Source organism: Mesorhizobium sp. M0152, assembly GCF_040322415.1.
In the GTDB taxonomy this organism is placed as follows: domain Bacteria; phylum Pseudomonadota; class Alphaproteobacteria; order Rhizobiales; family Rhizobiaceae; genus Mesorhizobium.
The window spans coordinates 1-16,848 of record NZ_JAMYTH010000066.1 but is presented as its reverse complement, the minus strand read 5'-3'; the positions used below and the strand labels follow the sequence as shown (position 1 = coordinate 16,848).

General features: G+C 61.6%; 12 protein-coding genes. 8 read left to right on the top strand and 4 right to left on the bottom strand.

Going from position 1 to position 16,848, the window contains the following annotated elements; translation table 11 throughout:
• The first annotated feature begins 124 nt into the window (after positions 1 to 124).
• Positions 125 to 1,330 carry an FAD-binding protein gene (locus NKJ26_RS31645; protein ID WP_352598213.1) on the top strand — a complete coding sequence of 402 codons (1,206 nt, stop codon included), beginning with the start codon at positions 125 to 127 and terminating at the stop codon, positions 1,328 to 1,330.
• Between the two features lie 12 nt (positions 1,331 to 1,342).
• Positions 1,343 to 2,668, top strand: a complete 1,326-nt coding sequence (gene glcF, locus NKJ26_RS31640; protein WP_352699654.1) for a glycolate oxidase subunit GlcF — start codon at positions 1,343 to 1,345, stop codon at positions 2,666 to 2,668.
• 17 nt (positions 2,669 to 2,685) lie between these two features.
• Here the strand turns inward: glcF and NKJ26_RS31635 are convergent, their stop codons facing one another.
• Positions 2,686 to 3,606, bottom strand: a complete 921-nt coding sequence (locus tag NKJ26_RS31635; protein ID WP_352699652.1) for a bifunctional 5,10-methylenetetrahydrofolate dehydrogenase/5,10-methenyltetrahydrofolate cyclohydrolase — start codon at positions 3,604 to 3,606, stop codon at positions 2,686 to 2,688.
• A 273-nt stretch (positions 3,607 to 3,879) separates the two neighbouring features.
• Complete coding sequence (locus NKJ26_RS31630; RefSeq protein WP_352699650.1) at positions 3,880 to 4,620, bottom strand: L,D-transpeptidase; 741 nt, start codon at positions 4,618 to 4,620, stop codon at positions 3,880 to 3,882.
• Positions 4,621 to 4,834: 214 nt separating this feature from the next.
• Between NKJ26_RS31630 and NKJ26_RS31625 the strand changes: the two genes are divergently transcribed.
• The 5 genes from NKJ26_RS31625 to NKJ26_RS31605 all read left to right on the top strand — a co-directional run bounded on the left by NKJ26_RS31625 (position 4,835) and on the right by NKJ26_RS31605 (position 11,143).
• A complete protein-coding gene (locus NKJ26_RS31625) occupies positions 4,835 to 5,473 on the top strand; it encodes a DNA-3-methyladenine glycosylase I (protein ID WP_352699648.1) in 639 nt (212 codons plus the stop codon).
• 226 nt (positions 5,474 to 5,699) lie between these two features.
• Positions 5,700 to 7,202: a histidine--tRNA ligase gene (hisS, locus tag NKJ26_RS31620; protein WP_352699646.1), complete on the top strand. Its 1,503-nt coding sequence runs from the start codon at positions 5,700 to 5,702 to the stop codon at positions 7,200 to 7,202.
• Between the two features lie 90 nt (positions 7,203 to 7,292).
• Positions 7,293 to 8,414 carry an ATP phosphoribosyltransferase regulatory subunit gene (locus tag NKJ26_RS31615; protein WP_352699644.1) on the top strand — a complete coding sequence of 374 codons (1,122 nt, stop codon included), beginning with the start codon at positions 7,293 to 7,295 and terminating at the stop codon, positions 8,412 to 8,414.
• Positions 8,411 to 9,109, top strand: a complete 699-nt coding sequence (hisG, locus tag NKJ26_RS31610) for an ATP phosphoribosyltransferase (protein ID WP_352699642.1) — start codon at positions 8,411 to 8,413, stop codon at positions 9,107 to 9,109. Before NKJ26_RS31615 ends, hisG begins: the two co-directional genes overlap by 4 nt.
• A 261-nt stretch (positions 9,110 to 9,370) precedes the next feature.
• A complete protein-coding gene (locus NKJ26_RS31605; RefSeq protein ID WP_352699640.1) occupies positions 9,371 to 11,143 on the top strand; it encodes an AMP-binding protein in 1,773 nt (590 codons plus the stop codon).
• 314 nt (positions 11,144 to 11,457) lie between these two features.
• On the opposite strand, the gene NKJ26_RS31600 is transcribed toward NKJ26_RS31605, so the two are convergent.
• Positions 11,458 to 13,992: a DEAD/DEAH box helicase gene (locus tag NKJ26_RS31600; RefSeq protein ID WP_352699638.1), complete on the bottom strand. Its 2,535-nt coding sequence runs from the start codon at positions 13,990 to 13,992 to the stop codon at positions 11,458 to 11,460.
• The gene (locus NKJ26_RS31595) at positions 13,989 to 14,981 is read right to left on the bottom strand and encodes a HamA C-terminal domain-containing protein (protein WP_352699636.1); all 993 of its coding nucleotides are present in this window, start codon (positions 14,979 to 14,981) and stop codon (positions 13,989 to 13,991) included. The genes NKJ26_RS31600 and NKJ26_RS31595 overlap by 4 nt, the downstream gene beginning before the upstream one ends.
• A 438-nt stretch (positions 14,982 to 15,419) precedes the next feature.
• Here NKJ26_RS31595 and NKJ26_RS31590 point away from each other — a divergent pair, with 438 nt between their 5' ends.
• Positions 15,420 to 16,619: an RES family NAD+ phosphorylase gene (locus NKJ26_RS31590; RefSeq protein WP_352699634.1), complete on the top strand. Its 1,200-nt coding sequence runs from the start codon at positions 15,420 to 15,422 to the stop codon at positions 16,617 to 16,619.
• The last annotated feature ends 229 nt before the right edge of the window (positions 16,620 to 16,848 follow it).

Here is a 16,848-nt window from a genome sequence, read left to right as displayed (position 1 = left end):
GGGGCGCTAAGCATCGCGGGGTCCCCGCACTATTAATCAGCGCCAGATTTGCCACTTCTCCGCCTCGGGCTTCGCCCGAGCCACCTCTCCCCCGCTTTGCGGGGGCGAGGAACTGGGCGCGAACATGACCACCTTCACCCCCACCACATCAGACGAAGTCCTCTCCACAATCGCCTGGGCGGTTGCGGAAGGCTCGCCGCTGGAAACCCTTGGCCATGGTTCCAAGCGCGGCATAGGCCGTCCGCTGCAGACCGAACACACGCTCGACCTTTCGAAACTCACCGGCGTGACGCTCTATGAGCCCGCCGAACTGGTTCTGTCGGCGAAGGCCGGCACGCCGCTTGCCGACATCGAAAAGCTGCTGGCGGAAAACGGCCAGCAACTCGCCTTCGAACCGATGGACTACGGTCCGCTGCTCGGCGGCGAGCCGGGCAAAGGCACGATCGGCGGCGTGCTCGCCGCCAACCTTTCCGGTCCGCGCAGGCTGAAGGCGGGTGCTGCGCGCGACCATGTTCTGGGTATCAATGTCGTGTCCGGGCGGGGCGAGGCCTTCAAGTCCGGCGGCCGTGTGGTCAAGAATGTGACCGGTTATGATCTGTCGAAACTGATGGCCAACAGCTGGGGCACGCTGGCCGTGTTCACCGACGTCACGTTCAAGGTGCTGCCCGCGGCCGAGACCGAAGTCACGCTCGCCATCCGTGGCCTGCTCGACGATGCGGCCGCCGGCGCCATGGCGCTGGCGCTCGGCTCCAGCGCGGAAGTGTCGAGCGCCGCCCATCTGCCGGAGCGGATCGCCGCGCGCGTCGCCGGCGGCGCGCTCGGCGGCGATGCCGCCACGCTGCTGCGCGTCGAAGGTTTTGGCCCGTCCGTCGCCTATCGCGTCGCCGCGTTGAAAACGCTGCTCGGCAATGCCGGGCCGCTGGAGGAGATTTCCGGCGCGGCATCACGGATAATCTGGCGTGATATCCGCGATTGCAGGCCTTTCGCCGACGGCAGTCAAAAACCGGTCTGGCGCGTCTCGATGACGCCGGGAGAGAGCCATCAGATGGTCCTGACCCTGCGCATGCAGGCTGCGGTCAGCGCCTTCTATGACTGGCAGGGCGGGCTGGTGTGGTTGCGCATGGAGGAGGGTGATCCGGAAGCCGCTTTGCTGCGTGGGCTGCTGCGCAAACATGGCGGCGGCCATGCGACGCTGGTGCGCGCCGCACCCTCCCATCGCGCCGCCCTGCCGGTATTCGAGCCGCAGGCTTCGGCGCAGGCAGCGCTCAGCCAGCGCCTGAAGCAGGAATTCGACCCCAGGAACATCCTCAATCCCGGCCGCATGGCCTAGGACTAGAACGAGATGCAGACCAACTTCTCTCTTGCCCAGCTTGCCGACCCGCATGTCGCGGAATCGGAGAAGATCCTGCGCAAATGCGTGCATTGCGGTTTCTGCACCGCCACCTGCCCGACCTATGTGACATTGGGCAACGAGCTCGATTCGCCGCGCGGCCGCATCTACCTGATCAAGGACATGCTGGAGAACGGCCGTCCGGCCGACAAGGAGATCGTCACCCACATCGACCGCTGCCTGTCCTGCCTCGCCTGCATGACCACCTGCCCGTCGGGCGTCAATTACATGCATCTGGTCGACCATGCCCGCGCCCATATCCAGCAGACCTACAAGCGGCCGTTGTTCGACCGCCTGACCCGCGCCATGCTGGCCTTCGTGCTGCCTTATCCCCGGCGCTTCCGCGCCGCGCTCAAACTGGCCAAGCTGGGCAAGCCATTCATCGGCTTGTTCGAAAAGTTCCCGGCGCTGAAGCCGCTCGGCGCGATGCTCAAACTCGCCCCGGCGTCGATCCCTACCGCCTCGCCATTGGCCGCGCCGGGAATCCACGCCGGGCAGGGGGCAAAAAAGGGCCGCGTCGCCATCCTCACCGGCTGCGCGCAATCCGTGCTTGATCCCGCCATCAACGACACGACGATCTCGCTGCTGACCCGGCTCGGCGTCGAGGTCGTGGTGCCGCAAGGAGAGGGCTGCTGCGGCGCGCTCGTCCATCACATGGGGCGGGAGCAAGCCGCCCTTGCTTCGGCAAGACAAAATGTCGATGCCTGGACCCGCGCCATCGAAGATGGTGGGATCGATGCCATCATCATCACCGCGTCCGGCTGCGGCACCACCATCAAGGATTATGGTTTCATGCTGCGGCTCGATCCGGCCTATGCCGACAAGGCTGCACGTGTTTCCGCTCTGGCCAAGGACATTACGGAATACCTGACCGCCATCGACCTGCCCGAACCGGTGCGCAAGCCGGGCACGGTCGTCGCCTATCACTCCGCCTGCTCGATGCAGCACGGCCAGAAGATCACCCGCCAGCCGAAGGAACTGCTAGCCAGGGCCGGCTTCATCGTGCGCGAGCCGCGCGAGGGCCATCTGTGCTGCGGTTCCGCCGGCACCTACAACATCCTGCAGTCCGACATTTCGGCCAGGCTCCGTGACCGCAAGGTAAGAAACATAGAGGCGACGGGTGCCTCGGTTGTCGCCACCGGCAACATCGGCTGCATAACGCAGATCGCATCCGCCGCGAAGCTGCCGGTGGTGCATACGATAAAGCTGCTTGACTGGGCTTATGGCGGGCGGAAGCCGGAAGGCGTTCGGGAAGAGAGCTTGATCGCCGCGGAATAGGGGCGCCCGTCCCGGCGCTACTCCGCCGCCAGCCTGTCCGCCGTGCCGTATGTCGCCTCGTAAAGCGCGCGCTGGCGGCTGAGCGCCACCATCGTGTTGCGCAGCAGGATCGCCACCGTGATCGGACCGACGCCGCCCGGCACCGGCGTGATCCAGGAGGCGACCTCGCGCACGCTTTCGGTGTCGACGTCGCCGACGATGCGGCTTACCCCATCCGGCCCGATCTCGGAATTGATGCCGATGTCGATGACGGCAGCACCGGGCTTGACCATGTCGGCCTTGATCAGCCGCGGCTTGCCGACAGCGACGAACAGCGCGTCGGCGCGGCGCGCATGCGCTGCAACCGATCGCGTCATATGGTGGCAGACCGTCACCGTCGCGCCTTCGCTCATCAGCAGGAAAGCTATCGGCTTACCGACAATTTCGGAATGGCCGACGATCACGACTTCCAGCCCCTTGAGGTCGAGACCGGTTTCCTTGAGCAGCTCGACCGAGGCGGCCGCCGTGCAGGGCGCGAGGTCGAGCTGGTTGTAGACGATGTTGCCGATCGAAGCCGGATGCATGCCTTCGACGTCCTTGAGCGGATGCACTGCCGCCTGCAAGGTCTTGATCGGGATGTGGGCGGGAACCGGCCGCTGGATGATGATGCCGGTGACGCGCGGATCGGCGTTCAGGCCATGGATCGCCGCTTCCAGTTCGCCTGAGGTGATTGTGGCGGGAAAACGCCGTTCCTCGAAATCGATGCCGGCGAGGTGGGCCTTGGCGCGCTGATTGCGCACGTAGACGTCCACCGCATCGGTGTCGCCGACGGTGATCGAGATCAGCTTGGGCGGGAAACCCTCGGCCTTGGCAATGGCCGCATCTTCGCGCACCGCCGCGATGATGCGCTGGGCAACCGGGCCGCCCCGGAGATAGCGGCTGTCGTCGGACAGGGACATGGGGTGGACTCTTTTCAGCTTGATACCGGCCGACATAGCAAAAGAATATCGGCAATGGCAGCACGAAAGCGAACCGTCATGCCTCTTGCGCGACGTGCCGGCGAAAGAGCGTGTCGCTCAGCTTCAGACACCGATCAAAACGGAAAGGGCAGCGCGGTTTCCCGTGCTGCCCTTCCTGACTGGCCGCATCCCCACACGGCCCGTCCCCCGTTGTCTTCAGGCTGGCCTCGAAAAGCTGGCTGCTTTACCGGCCAAGTGATTCGCAACGCCGAATTATATCACCTCGACAGTGGTTCCGACATTGACCCGTTCATAGAGGTCGACCACGTCCTCGTTGCGCATGCGGATGCAGCCCGACGATACCGCGCCGCCGATCGTCCATGGCTGGTTGGTGCCGTGGATGCGGTATTCGGTCGTGCCGAGATAGAGTGCGCGGGCGCCGAGCGGGTTTTCCATGCCGCCGGCGAGATAGGTCGGCAGATAGCGGCCCTTGGCGGCCTCGCGCTTGATCATCTGCGCCGGCGGGCGCCAGTCCGGCCACTCGCGCTTGTTGGTGATCTTGTGCGTGCCCGACCATTCGAAACCAGGCTTGCCGGTGCCGACGCCATAGCGCCGCGCCTTGCCGTTTTTCTCGATCAGAAAAAGGAAATTCTGCGTCGTGTCGATGACGATCGTGCCCGGCTTCTGCGGGCCGTCATAGGCGACTTCCTGCGGCAGGTAGATCGGATTGATCTGCGCGCGCGTGACCATGCGTTTGGCCGGCGCCTGCACCGCCGCCGTCTGCACCTTGTCGGGCTGCGCCGGCTGAGCGTAGCGCAGGCGCGGCTGTTGCCGCACAGCCTGGCGCCGCACGATGCCCGGCGCCTGGCCAAGCTGCAGCACCCAGGGCGCGGAAAGGTCGGGGCTAACCATCACCGGCGGCCTGTCGGCATAGCGGTCGCCTGCGGTCGAGGGCGTGACGCCGGCGGCAAATATAGCCATGCCGCCGAGCACGGAAAGCAAAACTCTCTTCATCGGGAACGCACCTTGATCGTCGAACATATCGGGTGGAAACATCCTCCCGGTTCAGCGATCATTGGCGTGGAAGCAGCAACCGAAACATGAATCGGAATGCGTAAAATGCGCAACCGTCGGTAAACCTTTTGGTGTGGTTACCGCCGGGTTCAGGAATCTGGTAAAGCCGCGGTAAAACCGGCGCAAAAGCGCGTTAACGAATGGATCTTTGGCTATGGGAAACGAAAACGCCGGCCTGCTTGCTGGTCCCGACGGTGTCGCGCGCTGCTTCTGGCATGGCAATCTGCCCGACTATCTGCACTATCACGACCATGAATGGGGCCGGCCCGTGTCGGATGACCGCAGGCTGTTCGAAAAGATCTGCCTCGAAGGTTTTCAGTCCGGCCTGTCCTGGCTGACCATCCTGCGCAAGCGGGAAAACTTTCGCGAGGCCTTCGCCAATTTCGAATTCGACAAGGTCGCCGCTTTCACCGAAGAGGATGTCGAGCGCCTGCTTGGCAATGCCGGCATCATCCGCCACCGCGGCAAGATCGTCTCGACCATCAACAACGCCAAACGCGCCCGCGAAATGGCCGATGAATTCGGCTCGCTGGCCGCCTGGTTCTGGAAATTCGAACCCGGCAAGGAGGAACGGCCCGAGATCGTCGATATCGCCCATCTGCGCGCCAACCCGACCACGGCAGTCTCGGTCCGGATTTCGAAGGAGCTGAAGAAACGCGGCTGGAGTTTTGTCGGCCCGACCACGGTCTACGCCTTCATGCAGGCCATGGGGCTGGTCAACGACCATCTCGAGGGCTGCGTTTGCCGTCCACAGGTCGAGAACGAACGGAAGGCTTTCAAAAGGCCGAGCTAGCTTCCCACCTTCCCCTCGCGGGAGGCGCCGGGGAGGCAATTTCAGGTGCTGTTGGCGCTGGCCACGTCCTTTGTGCCGTACGCGATGGGAGAAGGACACCTTCATCGATGGCTTCGCCTTGCAGGGTTACCCTTGCTGGTCCTTGTCGCATCGGTTAGGACACGCGCGTTGCGAAAATCGCAACATTGTTGACCTTCAAGCATCACGAAATACCGGGCAAAATCACATGGCCGACAAATCGGAGAAGACGAAAGCGCGGCTGCCGCGCGGTTTTGCCGACCGCAGCGCCGAGGACATCCGCGCCGTCGAGAAGATGATGGCGACGATCCGCTCGGTCTATGAGCTTTACGGCTTCGAACCGGCAGACCAGCCGCTGATCGAATACACCGATGCGCTCGGCAAGTTCCTGCCCGACCAGGACCGGCCGAACGAGGGCGTGTTCTCGTTCCAGGACGACGACGACCAATGGCTGTCGCTGCGCTACGACCTGACCGCGCCGACGGCGCGCTTCGTCGCCGAGAACTACGAGCGCCTGCCCAAGCCATACCGCAGCTACCGCTCCGGCTGGGTGTTCCGCAACGAAAAGCCCGGCCCCGGCCGCTTCCGCCAGTTCATGCAGTTCGACGCCGACACGATCGGCACGCCGGGCGTGGCCGCCGACGCCGAGATGGCGATGATGATGGCCGACGTGATGGAAGCGCTCGGCATCAAGCGCGGCGACTACGTCATCCGCGTCAACAACCGCAAGGTGCTGGACGGCGTGCTGGAGGCAATCGGCCTAGGCGGCGACGAAAATGCCGGTCGAAGGCTGACTGTGCTGCGGGCGATCGACAAGCTGGACAAGCTCGGGCCGGAAGGCGTGAGGTTGCTGCTTGGACCGGGGCGCTGGGATGGCGGCAAGGAAGGCGAAGGCGACTTCGCCAAGGGCGCCGGGTTGAATAACGGGCAGGCCGAGGCAGTGCTGACCGCGACAGCGAAGAATGGACAGGCTGGCCAGGATTCCATGGTTAGTTCAAACGCAGTCTACCAGGAAGGCGCCAGCGAACTTTCTACGATCGAAGCGTTGGTCAGGGCAGCAGGATATGGCGAGGATCGCGTCGCGATGGATCGTTCCGTCGTCCGTGGCCTCGAATATTACACCGGCCCCGTCTTCGAGGCAGAGCTGCTGGCTGAAATTCCCAATGAGGACGGCCAGATCGTGCGCTTTGGCTCGGTCGGCGGCGGCGGCCGCTATGACGGGCTCGTCTCGCGCTTCCGCGGCGAGCCGGTGCCGGCGACCGGTTTCTCCATCGGCGTCTCCAGGCTGATGACGGCGCTGAAGAACCTCGGCAAGCTCGACAGCGCCGACGTGATCGCGCCTGTCGTCGTGCTGGTGATGGACAAGGACACCGAAAGCCTCGGCCGCTATCAGAGAATGGTGGCGGAGCTGCGTGCCGCCGGCATCCGCTCCGAAATGTATCTCGGCGGCGCCGGCATGAAGGCGCAGCTCAAATACGCCGACCGGCGCGGCTGCCCGGTCGCAATCATCCAGGGTGGCGACGAGCGCGCCAAGGGCGAATTGCAGATCAAGGACCTGATCGAAGGCGCGCGCATGTCGGCGGAGATATCAGACAACGCCGAATGGCGCGCCGCCCGCCCGGCACAGGTGACGGTGGCGGAGAGCGACTTGGTGGTGGAGGTCAGGAAGATACTGGCGGCGCAGGCTGAGGAGAGGGCGCGTGGCAAGTAGAGGCCGCGTTCTGTCGCGCCGTAGAGTGCCGGCCTTTGGTCGACCCGCTAGTCCCAAACCAGTGGGTCGTGCGATACGGAGGCTGGCATAATGACCTCGCGCTACCCCGCCATATCAGCCGATATCACCAACCTCTTCGCCACACGCGACACGCACCCGGTCGAGGTCGCCGTTCTGCAGCCGGCGGATCCCTTCCTCGACATGGCCGGCGAGGATTTGCGTCGCCGTATCTTTCTCACCGAAAGCGAGACCGGGCAGACGCTCTGCCTGCGCCCTGAATTTACCATTCCCGTTTGCCTGGACCACATCGCCAGCCAGGCAGGCACGCCGCGCCGTTATTCCTATCTCGGCGAGGTGTTTCGCCAGCGCCGCGAAGGCGGCAACGAGTTTTTCCAGGCCGGCATCGAGGATCTCGGCGATCGCGACACCGCGCAAGCCGATGCCCGTTCGCTGGCCGATGCGCATGCGCTGCTTTCTCTTGTGCTGCCCGACCAGACCTTGGCGATCACGCTCGGCGACCAGACCATTTTCGAGGCGGTGCTCGCAGCCCTTGGCCTGCCGCGTGGCTGGCGCATGCGGCTTGCCCGCGCCTTCGGCTCGGCGCCGATGCTTGAGGCCGCTCTCGCCGATCTCGCCAACCCGCCGCGCAACGGCCAACTCTCCGGCCCGGTCGCAGCGCTCGTCCTCGACGGCGATATCGAGGGTCTTTCCGCCCATATCGCCGGCGGCATGGAAGAGGCCGGCCTGTCGGCATCGGCCGGACGCGCGCCGTCGGACATTGCGCGGCGGCTGATCGAGAAGGCCGAATTGCGCAGCGTGCGGCTGTCCAACGACGCCTTCGCGGCGCTGAAGAATTTTCTTTCGATCGACGTGCCGCTCGATGGCGCGGCCCACGCGCTGGAAGCCTTCGCCGCCGGTGCCGGGTTGTCGCTGGGCGCCGCGCTGGAGAAGTTCGCGTCCCGCGCCGGCGCGATCGAGGCGCATGGCTTGCCGGCTGGAAAAATCCGCTACGATGCCGCCTTCGGCCGTCCGCTCGATTATTACACCGGCGTGGTCTTCGAAATCGCGGCGCAAGGCGGCGACAGGCCGCTGGCCGGCGGCGGCCGGTACGACCGGCTGCTGACGTTGCTTGGCGCCAAGACACCGATCCCCGGCGTCGGCTTTTCCGTCTGGCTCGACCGCATCGAGTCCTTGCGGGAGGCAGCACGATGATCACACTGGCAATCCCGTCGAAAGGTCGCCTCAAGGAACAGGCGCTGGAAATGCTGGCCAAGGCCGGTCTCGCTGTCAGCCTGCCCGGCGACGAACGCTCCTATCGCGCCCGGATCGAAGGCGCCGACGGCATCGACATCGCCTTCCTGTCGGCGTCCGAGATATCGGGCGAGATCGGCCAGGGTGCCGTCGATCTCGGCATCACCGGCGAGGACCTCGTGCGCGAAAACCTCGCTGACTGGGAGGCCCGCGCCGAAATCGTCGCCCGTCTCGGCTTCGGCCATGCCGATGTCGTGGTGGCGGTCCCCGAAATCTGGCTCGACGTCGACACCATGGCCGATCTTGACGACGTCGCCGCCGATTTCCGCCACCGCCATGGCCGGCGGCTGCGCATCGCCACCAAATACTGGCGGCTGACGCAGCAATTCTTCTCGCAGAAACACGGCATCCAGGTCTACCGGATCGTCGAAAGCCTCGGCGCCACCGAAGGCGCGCCGGCGGCGGGGCTCGCCGATGTCATCGTCGACATCACCACCACGGGCTCGACGCTGCGCGCCAACCATCTCAAGGTGCTGGCCGACGGCGTCGTCCTGCGCTCCGAGGCGTGTCTTGTCGCGTCGAAAAAGCCGCGTTCCAAGGCCGACGAGACGATCCTGCGCGACGTCGCGGCGAGGATGGCATCGGTGCCGGGATAGCCCGTCCAGCGTGGTCTCGGCGATTGTCGAATCTGGCAGCAGGCAAATTTTGTTCTTGCTTTGTGCCCGCAGCTATGCTACCAGTTTGGATATGGTGTTGATTTGCGCCACCCGCCCGCCGAGGCGGGTTTTTCGTTTCTGCGTCATTCTCGCGACCCTCGAAGGCTGCGCGGCCCGCCTTCGAAGCCCCGCCATACCTTCGGCGGGATTTCCACCGTCCCGGCAGGCTGATAAGTTCGGATATCGTGGGAGGAGAGAGCGATGCCGGTCAATCTCGACGAGCTGAAGAACGCCACCAATCTGCGCGGGCGCGGAGCGCGCACTGGCGGTGTCTTTGTCGCGCCGGTCGACGGCAGGGCGCATGTCTCGGGTGAGCGCAAGGTGCCGTTGCTCGACAAGACCATTCCCGCACTTTTCTCCGATACGGTCAGCAAATATGGCACCCTCGACGCCGCCGTCTTCGTCGGCCAGGACAAGCGCTTCACCTGGAGCGAGCTGTCGGACACGGTGGATGCGCTGGCCGCCGGGTTCCTGGCGCTCGGCCTGGAGAAGGGGGACCGCGTCGGCATCTGGTCGCCCAACCGCTGGGAATGGCTGGTGACGCAATTCGCCACCGCCCGCATCGGCCTGATCCTGGTCAACATCAATCCTGCCTACCGGCTGACCGAGCTGGAGTATGCGCTGAACAAGGTCGCTTGCCGGGCGCTGGTCACCGCGGCCAGCTTCAAGACCTCGGATTATCTCGGCATGATCGAAACGCTGGCGCCGGAGATCGCCAGGGCGGCGCCCGGCAAGCTCAAGGCACAAAAACTGCCGGCGCTCAGGACCGTCATCCGCATGGGCGAGGAGAATTCGCCCGGCATGTTCAATTTCGCCGATGTGCTGGCCATGGCCGGGCGCGACGAGCATGACAGCCTCGACCGCATTTCCGAGGGACTGAAGCCAAACGATGCCATCAACATCCAGTTCACCTCGGGCACCACCGGAGCGCCCAAAGGCGCGACGCTGACCCACAACAACATCGTCAACAACGGCAATTTCGTCACTTCGGCGATCAGGTTGACGGTCGACGACCGGCTCTGCATTCCCGTGCCGCTCTACCATTGCTTCGGCATGTCGATGGGCACGATGGGCTGCGTCACCAAAGGCGCGACCATGGTCTTTCCTGGCGAGGGCTTCGATCCCGGCGCCACGCTGAAAGCGGTGGCGCAGGAACGCTGCACCGGCCTCTATGGCGTGCCGACCATGTTCGTCGGCCTGCTCGATCATCCGGACTTCGGCACATTCGATCTCTCCAGCCTGCGCACCGGCATCATGGCCGGTTCGCCATGCCCGATCGAGGTGATGAAGAAGGTCGTCTCGCTGATGCACATGTCCGAAGTGACCATCGCCTACGGCATGACCGAGACCAGCCCGGTTTCCTTCCAGAGCGGCGTCGACGACCCGCTGGAAAAACGCGTCTCGACCGTCGGGCGCATCCACCCGCATGTCGAGGTCAAGGCCATCGACGCCGATGGCGCCACCGTCGCCATCGGCATGCCGGGCGAGCTGTGCACGCGCGGCTATTCCGTGATGAAGGGCTATTGGGACGACGACGACAAGACGCGCGAGGCGATCGACAGCGACGGCTGGATGCACACCGGCGACCTCGCCACCATCGACGCCGAGGGCTATTGCAACATCGTCGGCCGGGTCAAGGACATGGTCATTCGCGGCGGCGAGAACGTCTACCCGCGCGAGGTCGAGGAATTCCTCTACCGCCATCCCAAGGTGCGGGAAGTGCAGGTGTTCGGCATTCCCGACGCCAAATATGGCGAGGAGCTCTGCGCCTGGATCGTGCTCAAGCCCGGCCAGATCGCCACCGAACAGGAGATCAAAACCTTCTGCGCCGGCCAGATCGCCCACTACAAGATCCCGCGGCACATCCGCTTCCGCACCGAATTGCCGATGACGGTGACCGGCAAGCCGCAGAAGTTCCTGATGCGCCAGGCGATGGTGGAGGAACTGGGGCTGGTGGTGGAGAGGACGGCTTGAAGCCTCGGGTTGGGCTGCTCGGGACAAGAAAGTTGCCAGTGTCTGGACATTTGTGAAATGTCGCATTTGGTGCCGATTGCAGACCGTCCGCTATTGGGCAGCAGCGGTTAGATTGCTGCCGTTCGGCCGAGATAAGGGATGTCCAGTGCGGCCGTCCCTAATGCCAACTTGGCCGGCGCCACTGCGGAATGCTGTTCAGTTCCCCGGTATCGCCTCTGGCAATGGAATGCGGCGTATCTCCCTACCACGACTGAAGCGGAAGGCCAGAACGATCATCCGATCAAAGCCGCAATGCTTCAAAGTATGTGGCATTCCTAGGCAATTGCAATCGCCCTCACCTCAGCAAGCAAGAGGGGAGAAAGCCCCAGCGCTTCAAGCGGCCGAGTTCGCAGCCACTGCATCGCGCCGGCCGTATCGAGGTCTTTCCGGGCAGACATTTCGTTCAGCTTCATCGCAGTGACGCGTGACAATCCCAGAGAGATGAAGCTGATCATCGTTTTGTCGGATGCGCCGATCTCCAGGTAGAGTGGTAAAGATGGAATGCTGGATACCATGTCCACCAAACCTGCGCTGTCGAATGCGTAGACAAGAAGTGCGCTGTAGCAGCCAAACAGACGGACAGCTTGGAAACGAATATCGCCTTCGATTAAATCCAAGGTGCTTCTGATCGTCGTTCGAACCGGTTTCGAGGCATTTCGCGCTATTTGCTCGTCGATGATCTGAGGGAGCGGCAGGCCAAGCATCCATCGTCGCGCGATCAGGGCATGGAACCGATGCAGATTTTTCGATGTGTCGATACCGAGAATAATCTCGTGGCACAATTCCAGAATATCGGCGTAGGATTGGAACGCTTCGCTCTCCCGGGGATGCGAAGGAATGAGGGTCCGCGCAACATCGGCACCTTGAGCTATTTTTGCGTTCAGCCGATCGTAAAGCCGCTGCTGTTTGTGGGCGGAGATGTTCGGAGTCCGGCGGAGAATCGCTGCCGGGAGAGTCAGTTTATCGCTAGCCGCTGCAAGCGCGGCTTCAACTAGGCCTGACCGGATGTCGGCCGGCGCAACGCCCGCCCGTTCAAATGTCTGATCAAGATCACCGCCTTTGAAATCGGTGTAGAGACGAACGAAGGTCGTCTCTAGATCGGTCTCATCGCTGCGGCTCGTCGTCGGCGCGCCAGAAATCACGGTCATTAACTGGTCGTGATGTTCGTTGAGGCTGCTTTCAATCGCCGGGACAATGACCGAATCTTTGGGGCCGTCGAGCGGCTTCTTCTTCCATTTGTCATAGTCGATGAGAAAGATGTTGCCCTGAAACTCACGCTTGAGCCTGCCCGCGCGACCAGCAAGATTCCAGAAATCAGTCGACTCCAACGCTCTGGTCCGACCTTTCTCCGGAGCGAACATGAAGATATTTTTGGCAGGCAAATTAACACCCTGAAGCAGGGTGCTCGTGCAGACGAGATAATCGACCTCGCCCGACGACACGGCCGCTTCAATTGCTCGTCGGAGCTGGGTCGGAATATTGGAATAGTGAAATGCTACGCCGTGTTTGACGCACTCGACCAATGCGTAGTTGGCGTGCACAGCTTCTTTCGCCAATTCGGATAGAGCGAGGCGTGATTCGGTTGGCTCACGGTCGGACATCAGCTCAGCGAGTTGAAGCGCAACGCTTTCCGCTTCAGCCGCACCATTCGCGTAGACGATATTTGAATGCCCACGTCCAAGCACCGCCGGGATATGGACGAGCTTCTCTGTCCGGCTCGCGACCGTTCGCCCTAGCTGAAGCGTTGCGACTTGTCGCAGCGCTCTCGATCCGTCACCCGCGGTGTGGATCACTAGCTTGCCCTTGGTGGCCGACTCGACGGTCGTAACCAAGAAGTTCTGGGCAACGGTGGGCTCTACGGATGAAAACTCGACCACGTCGGTCAAGCCAAACAAACGACCAAAGATATCTAGATTGCGGATCGCTGGGCTGGCGAAAAGGATTTGTGATGCCGGATTGCGGATCAATAGATCGTCAATGACCCATTGCAGCAGCACGCCGCGTGATCCATCTGCGATCGAATGCGCTTCATCTACGATGATGATGCTGGCGCTGAAGTCGGGATGGGCGCCGAGGGCGAGTTGCACCCTCTCTTGAGTCATTACGTAGATGGCGCGTTCAGCGAGGCTTGTTTCAGCATCCACCGGGACCGTCACGATGTCAGGAATATCTTGGTCCATTCCATGAAACTGGATCGTCAGATCCTCGGCCACCTGGGCGATCAAGGCGCGGGTCGGGACGATGTAGACGACCGACTTTGGCTGCTCATTGTCGAAAAGCGCCGACAGATACCCCTGCAAGACAAAGGATTTTCCGGCGGATGTAGGTGCCGCCAGCGCGATACGACGGCTTTGCTTGAGGTTCAGCCACAGCCTCTGCTGGAAGTCAGTCAAAAGCACCGATTGCCCGTTGATCGTCACCTCATGGGCATCAGCTGATGCAATTTCCTCTGCCGCAAGTACCAGCGGCAACCTCACCCGCGCGGACGCTACGTCGGCGCGAGTGCCGATGGAAGGGAAGTTGCCGAGGCGTGTGAGCACCATGCGTAGGGCTTGGTCCAGAGGGACTTGGCCGGTTCCGAACAATTCATATGCACAAGTCGCTACTCGGAACGCGGCGCGCCGATGATCTGCCGTTCCTGAGCAAGCCAATATGGCCGCAGAACGCATCAATCGCGTAGCGTCAGTGATGTCGGCGTGGCCACCGTCGATGCCGCTGATCTCTTTGGTCAGCCACGCGAGTTCAATGCGATGCGCTGCATCGTGGAATCGGCTATTATCCCAAACCTTGTCGGCCAGCTCTTGCATCATGGCAGCCAACCAATCCGAGCCTGAAAGAGATCGCGAAATTCCTGAACGGCTGGGAATGGAAAGAAGAACAGCTCCACGTCCTGGGAGTCCAGTCCAGCCGTCTTGAGTGCGGCTGAGACCTTCGGAGCCACCGCTGCGAGCTTCTCTTTCGCCAGTGCTCGGAAGGCATCTTCGGCACCCTGATCGCCGGCGGCACTCGCCTTCTGGAACCCGTCAAAATCGAAGCCTATCAGGCAGGTGATGACATCCTTACGTTCGTTGTATTCTTCCTCATGGGGATCCAAGTATCGCAGCAGCGCTGCCTTGCCGTCGGTTCCTAATCCTGTGAAATCGATGTTTCGCTGAACAAGCTGGAGTTCGTGGCCTTGCTCGTCTGGCTCCAAGGATTTTACGATGGATGCTGCGGCAGCGGTGATAGCTGCACCGACATCGCCATACATTTTCGACTCGCCCCAATAGAGGAAGAGCCGCGCGGTCTCCGGACAATAGCGAACATGGACACCGTCCGCACCGTGTACAGGCATCTGCGAATTGGTCTTCAAAGTCATCTTCGCTATGAGTTGCGGTGCACCTAATATCCACTCGGTCAGCAGGTAAAGCAGCAGCTCGCCAGCTTCGCCATTTCGATTTGTCGCTTTGTGAGCCTTGATGAAAAGCTTGGCGGCCGCGTCATTGAGCTGGGTGGTTTTGATCAGAAAGTCTTCAAACGACAGGGTCGATTGAAGCGCCCTTACTGCGTCGATTTCCTTCCGCGTTAGCGTAAATGGCGTCAGGTGAAGCCAGGCCAACTCCACCAGTTCATGGACAGTGGTCTTGCCTTGTCGGAAGGCGGGGAAATGCAACCGCAGGGTGACGCCTGCGCACTCGCACGCCACCTCGTGCTGTAGCTCCCTTATCCTCGGTCCCAGTTTCGAATAGTCACGGCGAAGTGCTGCTAGGACCGTGTCCAAGTCAGGGCTTTCGGCCTGATCTATGCTCTGCTGGCTCAACTTTCCCCCAGTCGATCCCGCTCCGTCGACAGGACTAGAATTAGGAATATCTAATGTAGGTAGAAATTTGCCCTGATATGCCAATCTGAATGGAAAGATGACGAACTTTCCAACACCGTGGGGATGCTTCCCGACGACAAACCGATGTCGACGAATTTCAGTACCGCATTCCCACCCGCCCAAATAGCTGTTTCATTTTAGCAATAGAAAAGCTAGCCATGAGATTGATTTTCATGGTCGAGTGGCTCCGTGCGATTAGCTAATCAGACTAGTGACGCTCGCTCAACTGCAGTGAATGACGAACAGTCCGTTATCCACTGCATCCGCTATTCGACAATCGGTCGCCCTCGGTTCGGATTTGTAGTCGACATCCCTGGACATATGCACGGCATGTGACATCACAGCTAGGATTTTCATAGGAAAACAGACGGGACTAGAATGGGTGAAAACGAGCAAGATTTCGAGATCGACGATGACGTCGTTCGAACGAGCCTATGCGCAGATTGTGCGCGACATCCAAGCGTCAAAAAGGTGATCGCGGCCGACTGTATTAAGGGACGTTGCGCATTTTGCGCACGCGACGACGTCGAAGTTCGAACTCCAGAGAACCGTGACGCTTTGGTGATGCTCCTTCGAGCGCTCATTCGATTCTTCTATGACGAGCACGAATATAATAGCCACTGGGGCGGAGACAGTGTCCTTTCGCTGTTTCAGCGCGAAGACAATCCGATTCTAAAGCCCCCGAGTTCCGGCGCCTATCTGGACGACTTCGATGAATGGCTCCAGTGGCCTGCATATCCGGATTGGGACAAAGGCGTCGCGATCTACGCTGGCCATGACGATGGCGTCCGAGGGATGAACTTTGCGATCTCGCGAACGAATCCGAGCGATTTCGTTGAGCTCCAGCGTCGCCTTCTCACGGAGAACTTTTTCCAGGTCGAGCCGGCTCTGGAGGCCTTGGTAGAGCCATTCCTGGCTGACATCGAAATCCTTCTCCCTGCGGACGAACTTTGGTACCGCGCCCGATTGGGACAAAAAGAGGTATTCCGTCGCTACGACCTAGCCGGATTTCAGTCGAACATCGTGCGACAGCCCTGGCTAGGGACCGACATTGGCGCGCCGCCGCCACTCAAAGCGGGAATCGGGCGCTTGAACCGGGCAGGCGTGTCGGTTCTTTATCTCGCATCAGACGCCAACACCGCCGTAGCCGAAATTCGCCCCCATCCTGGCCATCACGTCTCGATAGGGGGCTTCAAGAGCACGGAGGCGCTTCGGCTAGCGGATTTCAATCCTGAGATCGCGCTCTTTTCGAGCGACGATGCACGTTTGAGCCTCTACGCGATCATTCAGGCATTTGACCGTTTGATGAGCCTGCCCGTCATTCCGGACGAAAGGACGCCATACCTTTCGACTCAGCTCTTGGCCGAGGTTCTGCTGCGTCGCGGTTTCGACGGCGTCCGATATCGCAGCTCTGTCTCCGACGGGAGCAACATCTGCGTATTTTATCCCGCAAAATTCGATTTTGCTCAGGCGCATTCTGAAGTGAGGCGAGTGGAGAGCGTCGCCTACTCAGTGTCGACGGTGCCGTATGTGATCGTTCCTGGTCAAGATGACCTGCCGTACAACAGGCGCATTTAATCGAGACGCAGTCGACGCGGCGTTGCCATCAACTGAGGCTATAGGTGAAATTCCAACCGGAGCTTATGGCGCGATGACGACTCCGACGTGGCCGTCGGCAATGTCTGCTTCTGGGAGATTGCAAAGCTGACTTCAATGGCTGATATTGGGAAGGGTTTCGGGTGCCGTCGGGCGTACGAAAGCCTCTCATGCAGGAACCCGCGGGCCACAGTCGATGTCTATGGGGATT